This is a genomic window from Methylobacterium longum, assembly GCF_022179385.1.
In the GTDB taxonomy this organism is placed as follows: Bacteria; Pseudomonadota; Alphaproteobacteria; order Rhizobiales; family Beijerinckiaceae; genus Methylobacterium; species Methylobacterium longum.
In genome coordinates this window covers 25373-41190 of record NZ_BPQS01000016.1, presented here as the reverse complement: position 1 = coordinate 41190, position 15818 = coordinate 25373, and the positions used below count along the sequence as shown (strand labels likewise).

Below are 15818 nucleotides of genomic sequence, written 5' to 3'. Positions count from 1 at the left end.
GCTTGTTCATGTCCAAGGCCACTGCTGCACTCGCGGTCACCCTCGTCACCTCACTCGGGATTGCCGCACAAGCTCAGGACCGATTCGCCGCCGAAACGGCGACGGTCGCCGAGGTGCACAAAGCCCTCGCCACCGGCCAAATCAGCTGTCACGGCCTCGTTCAAGCCTACTTGGATCGAATCGCCGCCTATGATCAGGCCGGCCCGAAGCTCGCCGCCATCCGCGAGAGCAACCGTAACGCCCTCAAGCAGGCCGACGCCGTCGATCAGACCCGCGGCGACCTCGCCACGCGACCACTCGCCTGCGTCCCACTGGTGCTGAAGGACAACTACAACACGGCCGAGATGGCCACGACGGGTGGCTCCTCCTCGCTAGAGGGCGCACAGCCCAAGGAGGACGCTGCGGTCGTAGCCCGGTTGCGCAAGGCCGGCGCCATCATCCTGGCGAAGGCGAACATGCAGGAGTTCGCCTTGGGCGGCACCTCCATCAGCTCGCTCGGCGGCCAGGTACTCAACCCCTACGATCTGACCAGGACTCCGGGCGGTTCCAGCGGTGGGACTGGAGCAGCGGTCGCCAGCGGCATGGCGCTCGCAGGTACAGGCAGCGACACGGTGAACTCGATCCGCTCGCCGGCTTCGGCCAACAACCTCGTCGGCCTGCGCGCCACCCAAGCCCTGATCACCCTCGACGGCATCATGCCGGTCTCCAAGACCCAGGATGCTATCGGCCCCATCACCCGTACTGTCGCTGATGCGGCAGCCATGCTGCAGGTCATGGCTGACCCGGACAAGGTGAAAGGAAACTACACTGCCGACCTCAAGCCCGACGCCCTCAAGGGCGCCCGCATCGGTGTGGTCAAGGTCTTGTTTGGCACGAAGCCGGAGCACGCCGAGGTAAACCGGGTTATGCAGTCAGCACTGGACCGGCTTCGTGCAGCCGGCGCGGTGCTCGTCGATATCGACGATCCGGCCCTTGAGGCTGACCGGCTGGGTGCAGCGGACGACGTCCAAACCTACGAGTTCAAGGCGCTCATGAACGCCTACCTTGCCTCGGTACCCAACGCTCCGCAGAAGGACCTCGCCGGCATCATCGCCTCGGGCAAGTACAACAAGCCCGCCTTGGAGAAATTCCTGCTCGCCGCTCAGGCGCGCGGAGACGGCATGAACGAGCCGGAGTACAAGGCCCGTCTTCAGCGCATCGCGGCGTTCAAAGACCACCTCGCGGCAGTGTTCAACGAGAACAAGCTCGACGCATTGGCCTACCCGCTCCAGAAGCGACTGGTGGTGCCGACCACCGAGCCGAACCAGGCCGATCGCAATGGCATCATCGCGGGCCTGACCGGCTACCCGGCGATCGACGTCCCAGCTGGATTCTCGACGCCGACAGAGACCGCGCCACTGGGGGTGCCGGTCGGCATGGACCTCCTCGGTCGTCCCTTCGACGAGGGGCACCTCCTAGGCCTTGCCTACGCCTACGAGCAGGCCACGGGGCCTCACCGCTTGCCGTCCAGCACGCCGCCCCTGGCACAAGCCCACTGACTTCTGACCCTCGGGGCTCATGAAGGCTCGGGCGTCACTTGCCCTCACGAGTTCTCTCGGGCTTGGCTATCGACGAAGGGCGGGGGTCCTTCACACGCATCCGATCCGGCGACCTCGCAATCTGCACCGTTGCAGCTGAATCAAACTCAGCTCCAGGCGCGACGGTCGTTCGAGGGATCAGCCCACGCGCAGCAAGCTGCAGATGTCGCGCACGTTCCCGACCTTCTCGATCCCGATGACAGCATCAATCAGCGCCGAGGCCTTCTCATTGCCGAGAACGGGCTCCATCAGGTCGCGACACTTCCCGACGACCTCTTCGCGCGGCATCGAGTTGTCAGCCGTGCCGCGGACCGCCAGCACCTTGTCCGTCAGGACCGTTCCGTCGTTCAGCGCGATCTCCACGATGGCGGCGCGTGCGGGTTCGAGGCGCTCCAGCTCGTCGCTCGGAATGAGCTTGACCTTGGCGCGCGTGCGCAGAACCGTCGGATCGGCCATGCGGTCCTTGTCGTGAGCCGCCTTGAACGAGGCCGTCCCGTCCAGCAGCATGACCGCCACCATGTGCTGCAGGCAGATGTCAGGCATGTCGCGGTTGTCGACGATGCGCGCCTCAGTGTGCGCCACGCGGACGACGACGCTCTTCACCGCGTCAGGATCGAGGGACTGCTTGCGCAGGATGTTGCTGAGAGCATCGAGCGGCGCCTGGATCGGAGAGCCCACTGTCCACTTCTTGATGTTCGTGCGGGCAATCTCGTAGCGCTCGCCCAGTTCGGCCGTGAGCTCGCTGAGCCGTGCGTCGGGCGCATATGCCAGGAAGTAATTGTCCGCACCGGAGAAGATGTCGTCGATGCCTGTGCACCCGGCGTGCACCATCAGCGCTGCGGTGAGCCCGCTGCGCGCGGGCATTCCGGCGAACACGAAGGATTTCTCGATGTGCTGCGTATCGCGCGTCCAAGCGCCGATCCCGGAGGATTGCTGGGCCGCGTAGTCGAGTACCCAGCGCATCTGCTGAGCGTCGAGCTTGGCCGCGCAGGCCGCGGCGGCCGCCGCCCCGAAGGCGCCCGCGATGGCGTGGGTGCTCTTGTGGCTATTGTTGCGGAACGGGATCGCATCGAAGCTAAGGGTGACGCGCGGACCCACGTCGTAGCCCAGTGTCACGGCGCGCAAGAAGCGCGTGCCGCCGATCCCAAATTTCTCGGCGGCGGCGAGCGCAGCTGGGACGATGGCTGCGCCTGGATGCGACTGCGAGAACTCGTTCGAGTCGTCGGTCTCGTCCGAGTGCGCCAGCATGCCGTTGACCAGGGCCGCCACCAGCGGGTCGGCCGTCGTCTTGGCTGCTACGAGGGTGGCCTCGCCGGAGCCACCATAGGATGCCGCGAAGCTGTAGGCAGCCTTAGCGGGCGGGAGCCCTGAACCCGACACCATGGCGGCGAACGTGTCGAGGATGTGGTGCTTGGCTTTCTCGACAACTTCGTCGGGAAGCGCGCGATCTCCGGCTGCGCTCATATATGCGCTGAGGTTGGCCATGACCGGGCTGACGGTATTCGGAGCGGCGAAGACGCGCAGCGGCACGGCGCCGATAGCGCATCCGACGCCGCGAAGCAGGGTTCGCCGACTTGCCCCGCTGGCTAAGTCTCGACCAGCCATTGATCTTGCTCCCGGCGCGCAGTGCTGGCGTGGGATACCAGACAGGCAGGAGGGGTCAAATCACAGGACGGTTTGTCGGTCGAAGGGTGTTGCGCCGAGGCTGGCATCGCGAGACTTCAGCGTTCAAACTGAAAAAGCAGACCTCCGTCACGGCTCAACGGGTCGTCTCAAAGCGACTCGAAGCGGGAGGTGGGAACGTCCGCTTGCATGCAGTTCGGTTCAGGCCTCTCGAACGATTGGGTTTGGCCGAAAGCCATCTGGCCGCTTCGAGACTAAAACTGCAGGTAAGCGGACGTTCTGCGAGGCTCAGGTAAAAGCCTCAGAGTGACCGGTCCAGACCTTCCGCGTTTCGCTCCGGAGGTCGGCTGTTGAGGAAAACGCAGAAATAATGGTGTAGCGGGGCAAATCAGCGTGTCGGGACCGGTTCAGCCCCGCGGTAATCGTAAAAGCCCCGCTTGGCCTTCCGACCGAGCCAGCCGGCCTCGACGTACTTCACCAAAAGCGGACAAGGCCGGTACTTTGAGTCAGCCAGTCCCTCATGGAGGACCTGCATGATCGACAGGCAGGTATCCAGCCCAATGAAGTCGGCAAGCTCCAGCGGGCCCATAGGATGGTTCGCGCCGAGCTTCATCGCGTTGTCGATCGACTCCACCGAACCAACGCCCTCGTAGAGGGTGTAGACAGCCTCGTTGATCATCGGCAGCAGGATGCGGTTGACGATGAAGGCCGGGAAGTCCTCGGACATCGTCGACGTCTTGCCGAGCTTGGCAACGAATGCCTTGGCCGCTTCGTAGGTCTGCTCCTCAGTCGCGATGCCGCGGATCAGCTCGACGAGCTGCATCACCGGCACTGGATTCATGAAGTGGATGCCGATGAACTTTTCCGGCCGGTCAGTGATGGCGGCGAGCCGCGTGATCGAGATGGACGAAGTGTTGGTGGCAACCAGCGCTTCGCAAGACAGCGCGTTGCACAGCTTAGATAGGATTTGGCACTTCGTCGCCTCGTTCTCTGTCGCCGCCTCGATCACGAGATCGCACTCCGCGAAGTCCGCGAAGCTGTAAGCCGGAATGATGCGCTCGCGCGCTTCGCATTTTGCGCGCTCCTCAAGCTTGCCCTTCGACACGAGCTTGGCCAAGCTCGTGTCGATATTGGAGAACGCCGCGTCGATGCGCTTCTCCTCGCGGTCGTTCAAACGCACGGCGAAGCCCGCGGTCGCGCATGCCTGAGCGATGCCGGTACCCATCTGCCCGGCGCCGATAACTCCGACGCGCTTGATCTCGATCATAATGTCTCGTCCCAAGCTCAATTCCGTGACACCGTCGACCGACCTCGACAAGCCTGCCGAACTCACCCTCTGGCCCCGACACGACCCGGCGCCCCGGCGCATGTTGCGCAAGGACGTGTCTCCCCAAACCTTTCCTCGGCGCTCGCCGCAGCGGCGGTCCCGCCTACATGGCTGGAGGAGAAGCTTGTCAACAGTGCGAGTCGCGGCCGGCGGGGCGTGCCCGCCAGAACTGAGGAGATTACCGTGGTCGTTCGCACAGCTGCCGGGCTCGCGTTGCTGCTCGCCGCATTGGGCCACGTGCAAGCTGCCGATACAAACATTGCCCCGTCCTCAATCGCCGGCACGGTTCGCGGTCCGAGCGGTCCCGAGGCGGGCGTCTGGGTCATCGCCGAGACGCAGGACCTGCCCACCAAGTACGCCCAGGTCGTCGTCACGGACGACGAGGGTCGCTTTGCGCTCCCCGATCTACCCGGCGCGACCTATCAGGTCTGGGTGCGCGGCTACGGCTTGGTGGATTCGGCCAAGAGAGAGGCTCGGCCCGGCGAGTCCCTCGCGCTCACGGCAGTGGCAGCCCCCTCAGAAGCCGAAGCAGCCCAATACTACCCTGGTATGTACTGGTACTCCCTGCTCAACATCCCACCGAAATCTGCGTTTCCAGGCACCGGTGATCAGGGCAACGGCATCCCAAGCACGATGGTCTCTCAGGAGGCCTGGGTCGATACGATCAAGAACATGTGCCAGTCCTGTCACGCGTTGGGCTCGCGCGGGATACGGCAGATCCCGGCCTTCTTCAGGACGCAGAACGACTCGCACACCGCCTGGGCGCTGCGCACGCAAGCCGGTCAAGCCATGGAGTACATGGCTGTCGCCCTCGGCAGTCTCGGTCCGGAGAAGGCCTACAGCATGTTCGCCGATTGGACCGACCGCATCGCCGCGGGCGAGTTGCCCTTCGACAAACCTGAGCGTCCGAAGGGCATGGAGCGCAACCTCGTCGTCACGATGTGGGATTGGGCCTCGCCGAAGCACTATCAACACGACGCGATCTCGACCGACAAGCGCGATCCTCGGCTCAATGCCAACGGGCTGATCTGGGGCTCACCGGAGGAGAGCACGGATCTGGTGCCGACGCTCGATCCAGTCCGGAACGTGGCCGGTGAGGTGAGACACCCCTACCTCGACCCGAAAACGCCCTCGTCGCTCGATGCCGCCCGCAGCCCATCTGCCTACTGGGGTGAGGAGCCGATCTGGGACGGGCACACGAGCATCCACAACGTGATGATGGATGGCACCGGGAAGGTGTGGTTCACCGCACGCTTGAGACCGCCGGAAAACCCGGGTTTCTGCCAAACTCACCCATCCGCGGCAGTTGCGCCGCTTAAGCAGTCAGTCCGCCAGCTCTCGATGTACGACCCTGCCACTGGACACTGGGAGTTGATCGACACCTGCTTCACCACACACCACCTCTACTTCGGGCATGACCGGAACGACACGCTCTGGACGAGCGCCGGTGGTCCGGCAAGCGGTGTGGTCGGATGGCTCAACACGCGCTTATTCCTGGAGACGCACGACGCCGTCAAAGCGCAGGGCTGGACCCCGCTCATCGTCGACACCAACGGTAATGGCCGGCGCGACGACTTCGTAGCCGCCGACCAGCCCGTCGATTCGGCCAAGGACAAGCGTGTGATGGCGGCCTTCTACGGCATCATGCCGAGCCCGGTCGACGACACGATCTGGGGCCAGTCGATGGATCGCGGCTTCTCGCGCATCGACCAACCCGGTTACGTCATTCGCTTGAACCCCGGGTCCGACCCGGCCCGAACTGCGCTAGCCGAGATCTACCGGCCGCCGGAGGGCAGCTTTGGCCCACGTGGGCTGGATATCGGCCTCGATGGCGTGGTGTGGACCGCGCTGTCGAGCGGGCATCTCGCTAGCTTCGACCGCACGAAGTGCAAAGGCCCGCTTAACGGACCGGAAGCGGCGGAGGGGCGCCTCTGTCGGGAGGGCTGGACCCTCTACCGCTTTCCGGGCCCGCAATTCCGCGATCTCGACGCCTCCGACAGTGCCGAGCATGCCTATTATGTTTGGGTCGATCGCTACAACGTGCTCGGGCTCGGCGCGAACGTGCCCATCGCCTCGGCCAACGGCGGCGAGCGGCTTCTCGCTCTTGTGCACGGGGAGTTCGTGAGCCTGCGGGTTCCCTACCCGCTGGGCTTCTTCACGAAGAACGTGGATGGGCGCGTCGACGATGCTGCAGCCGGTTGGAAGGGGCGCGGCCTGTGGACCACCTCTGGCACTCGGGCGAACTTCCACGGCGAGGGCGGCACAGAGGCGTCGCCCAAGGTGTTCCGGCTACAACTGCGCCCTGACCCGCTCGCACAATAGCAGTCTAATCCCAGAACTTTCTTTAGATTTTCATAGAATTCGCGTGCCTGATATGCGCATTTTAAGTTGAAGGAACGCAAGTGGAGGAGATTATATTTAGATGGATTAATCTGTCCGCTTTTGTTCGATCGGATGTAGTGACGCTATCTCGCTTCGCGCTCTCGCTTGCGGTGATGGTTCACGTGCTGCTCCACAGGCGTGAGGTTGGAGCAACTATCGGCTGGATTGGCCTCGCTTGGCTCGCGCCGATCTCTGGATCCGCCCTGTATGCCCTGTTCGGCGTCAACCGAGTCTCGCGACGTGCGCGCCAATTAGACATGAAGCTATCTACGCGGGCTGAAGCGGCGCCAGCGCGGGCGGCTCCCGTACCGTCAGCCTACCAAACGTTCGAGCATGCTGTTCGGCAAATCACCCGGCTGCCGATCCAGGAGGGCAATTCCGTCCAGCGGCTGCACAACGGGGATGAGGCCTATCCGGCCATGCTGGCTGCAATCGGCACGGCTCAACACTCAGTTGCGTTGTCGAGCTACATCTTCCGCGATGACGAGGTGGGCGGGACATTCTTTGAGGCCTTGGTCGCCGCGAAGGCGCGAGGAGCGGAGGTCCGTGTGCTGATCGATGGCATCGGCAGCGGCTATTTCTTTCATAGAATTTACCGGCGCCTGCGTAGAGCTGGCGTGCCAGTCGCGCTCTTCATGCACTCGGCGCTGCCATGGCGCATGCCGTTCCTCAATCTGCGCACGCACAAAAAGCTTCTCATCGTCGACGGAGCGATCGGATTTACCGGGGGCATCAACATCGCCGATGAGAACCGCGTCGCCTCACATCCGCGGCGCCCCGTCCGCGATACCCACTTTCGCTTCGAAGGACCTGTGGTCGGACAGCTTGCAAGAGCATTTGCGCGGAGCTGGGCATTCGCGATGGGTGAGAAGCTCGATGGCGAGCGCTGGTTCCCAAGTCTCGCTTCGGCAGGCGAGGCTATGGCCCGTGTTGTTACGTCCGGGCCTGACGCTGATATCGAGAAAATTGAGTTTGTTGTGCTTCAGGCGCTCACCTGTGCTCAGAAAAGCATTCGGCTCGTAACGCCTTATTTCTTGCCCAACGAGGTCGTGACCAGTGTCATGTCACTTGCGGCAGTTCGGGGGATAACTGTCGATATCATCATCCCGCAGACCAGCAATCACCGCTTAGTTGACTGGGCCACGCGAGCTCACGTCGGCCTCTTGCTCGAAAATGGCGTTCGGGTGTGGCTGGATGAGCCACCGTTTGATCACTCGAAGCTACTCGTCATCGACGGAATTTGGTGCTTTGTTGGTAGCGCAAACTGGGACATGCGCAGCTTTCGTCTCAACTTCGAGCTTAACGTTGAGATCTATGATGCAGACCTAGCGGAGCAGATCACAGGAACTATGGAGAACAAGATGGCACGACGCCTTACACAGGCAGATCTGGCAAGGCGTTCGCTCCTGGTCCGGCTACGCGACGCCAGCGCCCGCCTCCTCCTACCTTATATCTAAATATCTAATACTCCGCTTGCCGTGGCCATCGCCAAGCGAAACAGCCCATTGTCGTGCGCGTGCAATTCTCTGAATGACGCACGGCTGCCGGGGTGACTCGGCGACCATTAGGTACGCCGGGCGTCATGCGCGATTGCGCCTGATCACAGTCAAGGATGCGGATTGGACTCCTTGCGCTTCCACAGGTCCCAAGCGCGCATGTGGATCTGGTCAACGGCCCTGCTGGCCTGGCGCCCTTCCTCCGGCTCCAGGTAGGTCACCGTGCCTCCCAAGGTGATCGCCTGTGCCTGGATCCGGGCGTTCACCTCGGTGTAAACGGCGCGGAACACCGCCATCGGTATCGTCGGACCCACGACGACGTCGCCGTGCCCGCGCATGAGCGCGACGGCGTGCTCGCCCAGTGCTGTAGCCAGCGCGCTGCCGAGTTGATCGTTGCGAACCAGAAGATCCGTCATTCCACCAGCCTCGCGGATCTCGAAGACCGGAACTCCGGAGCTCAGAAAGGCGGCCAGGTGGAAGGTGGCGCGCATCGGCACCTGGCTGACGCTGAAGGGGATCACGGCCGGCGAGTGGGTGTGCACCACTGACTGCACATCTGGGCGTACCCGATAGATTGCGCTGTGGATGAACCGCTCGAGGAAGACCTGTCGGCCCCTCGCATCGACCGGCTCGCCGTCGCGGTCGAACTCCAGGATGTCGTCGCGTCGGACCAGCGCCGGCGCCACAGAGCGCGACATCAGGAAGTGATCAGGCCTCGTGGGATGTCGGGCGCTGATATGTCCAAAGCCATCCACCACGCCTTGATCAGCGAGGATGTGGTTGGCGACGACGAGATCCTCGACAACGGCACCAAGGGACGGCTCGAGTGTTGGCGTGTGTTGCTGAGCGTAGCTCTGTTCGGACCACAAATCCCCAAACAGGCAGGCGCAGGCGACCACCGCCAGGAGTGTAGGTCTCACCATTGCGTCTCCTCCGCTCAAGTTGCGCAGTGTGAGGGCGAAACGGTGAGCGCGGCAACGGCTGAGTGCGGGCGAGCGCCGTCAGAGGCCACACTATCGATGCCAGGATCCACTACGGGTCTGCTTGTGGGGAGGCCGATAGTCCTGAGCCACTTCTCACTGCAGCAACACCGCCTGCACAAACCGGACGAGGGCCTCTCGCGCAGCAGCCGTTGCGGTCGGATTATGGCCGACATGCGCACCCGTTGCCACGCAAGCATCCGTTCCAAGCTTGTAGGGCTCGCTCGTCGCCGCGTTGAGGATTGTGCCCTCGTCGCCTTCCTTCAGCCGGCAATTGCGGGTGCTCTGCGCCTTCGGGATCCCAACGAGGGGCGGGCTGGTCGGCGTATCGAAGCTGTGCTGCGCGTCCGGGTACTCCGTCAGCGCCACATCTGCCCCAGCCGCCTTCAGCCGGGCCACATAGTCCCGGCACGGCACGACGCTCACGTAGTCGTCGCTAATGCCGTGAAAGAGGCGGATTGGCGCTGAACCAACCTTGTGTCGTCGCGGTAGGTTACGTTGCAGGGGGTGTAAAATCCGATGTGGGCGGCGAAACCGTTCGCGCCTCCGTACGTCGAGCGGAAGCGCTCAGAGGCCGAGTACACGGCCGCGACTGCCCCCTTCGAGAAGCCCATGACCGCGATGCGGTCGGCTCGGACCCGCGGGTGCGCCGCGAGTACGTCGAGGGCGCGATAGGCGTCGACCATCATGGCCAGAGAGTTGAGCTGCTCCTGATCCTCGATGGTACTGACGATGCCGCGACCGGTGAACGTGTCGAGGATGAACGCACCTACGCCCGCTTCGTTGAGGGTGCGCGCCCACGCGTCAGGACCGGCGCTGATCCCGCCCGAGCCGTGGATGAGGATCACGACGGGCACCTTCTGCGGTGCGCCAACCGGAAGCCGGAGTTCGCCACCGAGGATGACGTCGCGCCCGGGCGCGTCAGCACGCAGGAACTCATCGCCGGTGACGGTTCGGCTTTTGACCGCGTGGATCTCGATGCGGCCTGGAAGCGGCGATCCGGCCTGAGCCGCGAGCGTCGTGGCCGCGAGAACCAGTAGCGTGGCGGTTGTGACGCGCATCGAGCCTCCAAGACGGTGTTCCGCGCTAGCTTGGCGCGAACGGCGCCGGCGTCAACTGGCGAGGGCGGCGCATTCACGCGATGCACCGTCCGGTGCTCGCCGATAGTCTGCCACGAGGTCGCGAAGCGGCTGCATCGTGTTGCTCGGGGCCGAGTTGAACGTCGAGATCGAGCGTCAGATGGCACGCCACAGCACAACAGGGCAGCCAAAGCCGGTCGGATCCCGGCAGGCTTATGTAGCCGGTACCGTGGGCCCGCCGAATGGCTGAACGGGCTGCCTGCAAGGTATGGTGGATCGTTGCCAAGGCTTAGCGCAGTGGCGATTAACATGCGTAGTCCGAAACTCCGAGGGTTCGGAAACGTCCTAGAGCGTGTTATGAACCTGTGCTCTGGTAAGCCGTTGATCCAATTGACGTCTAGAGCCAGCTAATTTCATCCGCACGACGGTTGTCTTCATGAACGAAGCATCCGATCCTGGGCGCCAAGCCATTCAAAGACTAGGCAGTGCATCTGTATCAGATGCGCGTCAGCGGGCGTAAGTGATCCTCGCTGGAAGGTTCATAACACGCTCTAAATCGGGTCTCTGAGGCTGCTCGCCGCACCTGCGCTGGGGGCTCAACATGGGTTGATATTTCTGCCGCTGTAACTACACCGGCTCTGGGGGCGTGGAATGAATTACGCGATCGTCGCTGCCATAGCGGTCGTTCTACTGGGGCTCGCCCTCAAGACGCTCGGCATTAATCAGGAGTACGAGCGAGCGGTGCTCTTTCGCCTCGGTCGGCTCGGAACGACCAAAGGGCCGGGTTGGTACTGGCTGATCCCGTTCGTTGACCGCGTCGTGAAGGTGGACACCCGAACCATCACCGTGCAGCTTGAGACCCAGGAGACGATCACCCGCGACGGGGTCGCCGTCAAAGTGAACGCGGTACTCTGGTATCGAGCCGTCGACCCTGCTCGTGTGGTCACAGCGGTCGAGTCGTGGCGTTCGGCCATCATCCAGGCGGCCGAGACCGGAATGCGCGACGCCATCGGCCAAAGTGACCTCGATCAGATGCTGAAGGACCGGGTCGCCATCAACAAGCGTCTGCTCGAACTGCTCTCAACCGCAGCTGAGCGCTGGGGGATCGAGATCGACGCAGTCGAGATCAAGGATGTCGATATCCCTGAGCAGATGCAGCGCGCCATCGCGCGTGAGGCTGAGGCGATCCGCGAGAAGCGAGCGCGCATCATCAAGGCTGAAGGTGAGAACGAAGCGGCTCAGAAACTTGCTGAGGCGGCGGCGATGATCGCGACCGCGCCGGGTGCTTTAGAACTGCGGCGACTTCAGACCCTGACAGAGATCGGCGTCGAGCATAACAGCACGATCATCGCCATGCTTCCTGTCGAGCTTCTGCATGCCGCAGGGAAGATCGCCGGGCTGCCGTCAGGAAGCGCTGAATAGCAACTCGCGCGGCGGCAGCTGTGGGGCTCAGATCGTCATTGAAGCCTCTGTTTCAGCGGATGTACTCAAGACGCCACTCAATGAGCCGCTCGAGGTCGTGTCCGTCAATGAGGTGGAAATTCGGAGTGGATTTGGAGCAGCCATCGGTCAGGCAGCTTGCGGTGGAATTGCTGTGAGGGTCTCGTCGAGCAGGCTTGGGGTGAAGCCGGCCATGCCCTCGATCTGCATGTAGCGGTGCTGGAGCTGCCACTCGTCGTTGGCCTCCAGCAACACGGCCCCGATCAGGCGTTGGATGGAGTCGGTGTTGGGAAAGATGCCCACAACGTCGGCGCGCCGTTTGATCTCCTTGTTGAGCCGTTCGAGTGGGTTCGTGCTGTGCAACTTGGTCCGGTGCTGGACCGGGAACGTCAGGTAGGCGAGCACGTCCTCGCTCGTGGCATCGATGAAGCTCTTGAGCTTCGGCCAGCGATTGTGAAGCTGCTCGGCAAGATGGTGGAGAGCGGCACGGGCCGCCTCCTGGTCGGGCTGCTGGAAGGCTTGGCGTAGGCCGGCGGCGACCATGGTCTGCTGAGCGCGCGGCACGTAGGCGAGCGCGTTGCGGGTCCAATGAACCCGGCATCTTTGCCAGGTCGCCTTCAGAACGCGGCGGATGGCGGCTTTGAGCCCCTCGTGCGCGTCCGAGATGACGAGCTGCACACCCGAGAGCCCGCGCTTGACCAGGTCGCGTAGAAAATCGGTCCAGAACACTTCAGCCTCGGACGGTCCGATGTGCAGCCCGATGATCTCGCGTCGGCCTTCCGTGTCCACCGCCACGGCGACTATGGCGGCCACGGAGACGATGCGCCCGCCCTCGCGGACCTTGAGGTAGGTGGCATCGAGCCAGAGATACGGCCACGCCCCCGACAGCGGGCGCTTGAGGAAGGCGTTCACCCGCTCATCGATGTCCTTGCACAGCTTGGACACGGAGGACTTCGAGATGCCCGACAGCCCCATGGCTTGAACGAGGTCGTCGACGCGCCGGGTCGACACGCCTGCGATCCACGCCTCCTGGATCACGGCCACCAGCGCCTTCTCGACGGTCTTCCGCGGCTCCAGGAAGCCGGGAAAGTAGCTGCCGGTGCGCAGCTTCGGGATCTTCAGGTTGAGTGAGCCCAGCCGCGTGTCGAGGCTGCGTTCCCGATAGCCGTTGCGGTAGGTGCTGCGCTCGCCGGATCGTTCGTAGCGGCCAGCCCCGATCAGACCATCCACGTCGGCCTCCATCAGGATCTGCAGGACCGTCTCGGCCAGGCCACGCAGGAAGTTGCCGTCGTCGGCCTTCTGGAAGGCTTCGATCAATGCCATTCTGTCGTCGGTCATCGGGTGCTCCCGGCTTGGGTTGAAGTCCGCAAACTCCACCTTAGCCGCCGGCCCTGATGGCCACCCCAATCCCCGCCGAAACGGGCCCCGAATTTACACCCCGTCCGTGGACGCTACCCCGCTCGAAGCTAGCTACATCGCGAACTTGTGTGTTCGTTAGCCCATGTTTCGCGCAAAACCGCAGCGATTAGTAGTCGAGCGCCATGTCCGCTATCAAGAAGCGATCAAGTCGGCACGAATGACGTGAATGGGCGCAAAGCCGAACCACTGGTTTTATCCCATTGGTGAGCCGGCATGGCGTAGTTTGGCCGAAAGCTGCCGGTCCGCTTCGGAGAAGGTCGACCGGAAAAGCAGACAGCTTCCTACCGACCCAGCGCAGTCGCTCACGCGCGGTCGTGAGGCGCGCGAAATCGGATGTATGTTCCGCCGCTACTAAGGATCGGGTTTTGCATCGGTTAGGGTTGCAAGTCTGCAAAGCGGCCTGTTCGAGAACGACAATAGTGACGGCGTTCAGGGATCAATCGGCTTCCTCGAACGCGGTCTGAAATGGCGACACACGGAAGTGCCGGGGGCAAGCCCTCGGTTGAGCAGGATCGATATCATCCTGCCTTCACCATCAACTTTTCTCGCTTCCATACAGGATACTCATATCAGGAATGCCCGTAGTCTGTCCCGCGCTCGTCCAAACGAGGAGCCGTATGACGCCCCTTCGAAGGCTGTCAGCGAGAGACTGGCAAGAGATCAGATCGCGATGCCATGAGCGACAACGACACGACGATCCCCGCCCGGCGGCGCTTTCTCGTCCAGAGCGCGGCGGCGGCCGTAGGCGCGGTGGCCGGCACCGCTCACGCGGAAGAGGCGGCGCCGCCTGGCATCCCTGACTGGATGAGGGCGCCCGGTGCGGATGTCGGCAGCCAAACCTACGGCACCCCCTCGCGCTTCGAGGCGGGGCTTACCCGCAACGTGCCGAAGGGGCTGAAGCAATATACCTCGGCTTCGAGCCGTTCGCCCCTGCAGGATCTCGACGGGATCCTCACACCGAACGGCCTGTTCTACGAACGCCACCATGGCGGTATCCCGGACATCGACCCCGCCAAGCACCGGCTGCTGATCCACGGGCTGGTGGAGCGACCCCTGATCCTCACCATGGAGGACATCCGACGTTTCCCGTCCGAGTCGCACATCTACTTCTTGGAATGCTCGGGCAATCCGGGCTTCGAGGCGATCAAGGGCAAGACCGCCTCGGATCTCGTCGGGCTCGTCAGCTGCGCCGAATGGACTGGAGTGCGTCTGGCGACGGTTCTGCGGGAAGCCGGGCTCAGGCCGGAGGCCCAATGGGTCGTAGCCGAGGGCGCGGATGCCGCCGCCCTCACCCGCAGCATACCCCTCGCGAAATGTCTCGACGACGCGCTGCTGGTCTACAGCCAGAACGGCGAGCGGCTGCGCCCGCAACAGGGTTACCCGCTGCGGGTGTTACTGCCCGGCTTCGAGGGCAACATGAACGTGAAGTGGCTGCGCCGCCTCAACGTGAGCGCGGAGCCGGCCTATTCCCGCGAGGAGACCTCCAAGTACACCGACCTGATGCCGGACGGCACTGCGCGGCAATTCACCTTCGTGATGGAGGCGAAGTCGATCATCACCCGGCCCTCCGGCACCCAGAGGATCACCGCCGGCTTCCACGAGATCACCGGCATCGCCTGGACCGGGCGCGGCCGAATCCGAGGTGTGCAGGTCACGACTGACGGGGGCAAGACCTGGCAGGAGGCGATGCTCCAGGAGCCGGTGCTGAACCGGGCCCTGACCCGGTTCCGCCTGTCCTGGACCTGGGACGGCACGCCGACAACTATCGCGAGCCGAGCCATTGACGAGACCGGCTACGTGCAGCCGAGCTTCGAGGATCTGACGGCGGTGCGCGGTCTCAAGTCCTTCTACCACAACAACGCGGTCGTGCCTTGGCGCATCGCGGCGGATGGCGAGGTCGCCAATGGCTACGCGTGAGTTCCGCGCCTTCGCGGCTACCCTCCTCCTCGTTGATATCGCTGGAAGCGCGCTGGGGGCCGAGCGCTTCGAGATCGGCCGCCCGGCGACGGAGGCCGAGATCGCCGCCTGGAACATCGACATCGACCGCGACGGCCGGAAGCTCCCGGCGGGCCACGGCAGCGTCGCCCACGGCCGCGAGGTGTTCGAGGCGCAATGTGCTTCCTGCCACGGGCAGAAGGGGGAAGGCGACACCGGCGAGCAACTTGCCGGTGGTCAGGGCACGCTGGCCTCGGCCAAGCCCGTCAAGACGGTCGGCAGCTTCTGGCCCTACGCGCCGACCCTGTTCGACTACATCCGCAGGGCGATGCCGATGAACGCCCCGCAATCGCTCAGTGACGGCGACGTCTATGCAGTCTCGGGCTACGTCCTCTACCTGAACGGGCTCGCGGTGGAGAACGCCGTGTTCGACGCGAAATCGCTCGCGGCTATCCGCATGCCGAACCGGGACGGCTTCGTTCCGGACCCGAGGCCGGATGTGAAGCCCTGATCAGCATTGTCCAGAAGCGAAGCAGCCGAAAACCACCCATCTGCGACGC

At 63.6% G+C, this 15818-nt stretch carries 12 protein-coding genes; 6 read left to right on the top strand and 6 right to left on the bottom strand.

The window, feature by feature from the left end:
• The first annotated feature begins 8 nt into the window (after positions 1-8).
• A complete protein-coding gene (locus MFF58_RS15675; protein WP_238289582.1) occupies positions 9-1538 on the top strand; it encodes an amidase family protein in 1530 nt (509 codons plus the stop codon).
• Positions 1539-1715: 177 nt separating this feature from the next.
• Here the strand turns inward: MFF58_RS15675 and MFF58_RS15670 are convergent, their stop codons facing one another.
• Both MFF58_RS15670 and MFF58_RS15665 read right to left on the bottom strand, forming a co-directional pair.
• On the bottom strand, positions 1716-3107 hold the full coding sequence (locus tag MFF58_RS15670; protein WP_238289580.1) for an MmgE/PrpD family protein: 1392 nt from the start codon (positions 3105-3107) through the stop codon (positions 1716-1718).
• 481 nt (positions 3108-3588) lie between these two features.
• Positions 3589-4470, bottom strand: coding sequence for a 3-hydroxybutyryl-CoA dehydrogenase (locus MFF58_RS15665; RefSeq protein WP_238289675.1), 882 nt, complete (start codon positions 4468-4470; stop codon positions 3589-3591).
• Positions 4471-4710: 240 nt separating this feature from the next.
• Between MFF58_RS15665 and MFF58_RS15660 the strand changes: the two genes are divergently transcribed.
• Together MFF58_RS15660 and cls are read left to right on the top strand one after the other, a co-directional pair.
• Entirely contained in the window at positions 4711-6849 is a 2139-nt protein-coding gene (locus MFF58_RS15660) for a carboxypeptidase-like regulatory domain-containing protein (RefSeq protein WP_238289578.1), read from the top strand.
• 80 nt (positions 6850-6929) lie between these two features.
• Positions 6930-8366, top strand: a complete 1437-nt coding sequence (gene cls, locus MFF58_RS15655; RefSeq protein ID WP_238289576.1) for a cardiolipin synthase — start codon at positions 6930-6932, stop codon at positions 8364-8366.
• Positions 8367-8515: 149 nt separating this feature from the next.
• Here the strand turns inward: cls and MFF58_RS15650 are convergent, their stop codons facing one another.
• The 3 genes from MFF58_RS15650 to MFF58_RS15640 form a co-directional block, all read right to left on the bottom strand.
• Positions 8516-9328, bottom strand: coding sequence for a class II aldolase/adducin family protein (locus MFF58_RS15650; protein WP_238289574.1), 813 nt, complete (start codon positions 9326-9328; stop codon positions 8516-8518).
• Between the two features lie 153 nt (positions 9329-9481).
• Complete coding sequence (locus tag MFF58_RS15645; protein WP_238289571.1) at positions 9482-9811, bottom strand: alpha/beta hydrolase; 330 nt, start codon at positions 9809-9811, stop codon at positions 9482-9484.
• Positions 9808-10446, bottom strand: a complete 639-nt coding sequence (locus MFF58_RS15640; RefSeq protein ID WP_238289569.1) for a dienelactone hydrolase family protein — start codon at positions 10444-10446, stop codon at positions 9808-9810. Before MFF58_RS15640 ends, MFF58_RS15645 begins: the two co-directional genes overlap by 4 nt.
• Before the next feature lie 669 nt (positions 10447-11115).
• Here MFF58_RS15640 and MFF58_RS15635 point away from each other — a divergent pair.
• Positions 11116-11886 carry an SPFH domain-containing protein gene (locus tag MFF58_RS15635; protein WP_238289567.1) on the top strand — a complete coding sequence of 257 codons (771 nt, stop codon included), beginning with the start codon at positions 11116-11118 and terminating at the stop codon, positions 11884-11886.
• A 147-nt stretch (positions 11887-12033) separates the two neighbouring features.
• Here the strand turns inward: MFF58_RS15635 and MFF58_RS15630 are convergent, their stop codons facing one another.
• Positions 12034-13242 carry an IS256-like element ISMex14 family transposase gene (locus MFF58_RS15630; RefSeq protein WP_238289565.1) on the bottom strand — a complete coding sequence of 403 codons (1209 nt, stop codon included), beginning with the start codon at positions 13240-13242 and terminating at the stop codon, positions 12034-12036.
• Positions 13243-13998: 756 nt separating this feature from the next.
• Here MFF58_RS15630 and soxC point away from each other — a divergent pair.
• Positions 13999-15240: a sulfite dehydrogenase gene (gene soxC / locus MFF58_RS15625; RefSeq protein WP_238289563.1), complete on the top strand. Its 1242-nt coding sequence runs from the start codon at positions 13999-14001 to the stop codon at positions 15238-15240.
• The gene (locus tag MFF58_RS15620; protein WP_238289561.1) at positions 15227-15769 is read left to right on the top strand and encodes a c-type cytochrome; all 543 of its coding nucleotides are present in this window, start codon (positions 15227-15229) and stop codon (positions 15767-15769) included. The genes soxC and MFF58_RS15620 overlap by 14 nt, the downstream gene beginning before the upstream one ends.
• The last annotated feature ends 49 nt before the right edge of the window (positions 15770-15818 follow it).

What these genes read in the sequence shown, in the direction of transcription:
- MFF58_RS15620 (WP_238289561.1), top strand. Translation starts at nt 15,227, where the DNA reads ATGGCTACGCGTGAGTTCCGCGCCTTCGCGGCTACCCTCCTCCTCGTT.
- MFF58_RS15630 (WP_238289565.1), bottom strand. Translation starts at nt 13,242, where the DNA reads ATGACCGACGACAGAATGGCATTGATCGAAGCCTTCCAGAAGGCCGAC.
- MFF58_RS15675 (WP_238289582.1), top strand. Translation starts at nt 9, where the DNA reads ATGTCCAAGGCCACTGCTGCACTCGCGGTCACCCTCGTCACCTCACTC.
- MFF58_RS15635 (WP_238289567.1), top strand. Translation starts at nt 11,116, where the DNA reads ATGAATTACGCGATCGTCGCTGCCATAGCGGTCGTTCTACTGGGGCTC.
- soxC (WP_238289563.1), top strand. Translation starts at nt 13,999, where the DNA reads ATGAGCGACAACGACACGACGATCCCCGCCCGGCGGCGCTTTCTCGTC.
- MFF58_RS15650 (WP_238289574.1), bottom strand. Translation starts at nt 9,328, where the DNA reads ATGGTGAGACCTACACTCCTGGCGGTGGTCGCCTGCGCCTGCCTGTTT.
- MFF58_RS15640 (WP_238289569.1), bottom strand. Translation starts at nt 10,446, where the DNA reads ATGCGCGTCACAACCGCCACGCTACTGGTTCTCGCGGCCACGACGCTC.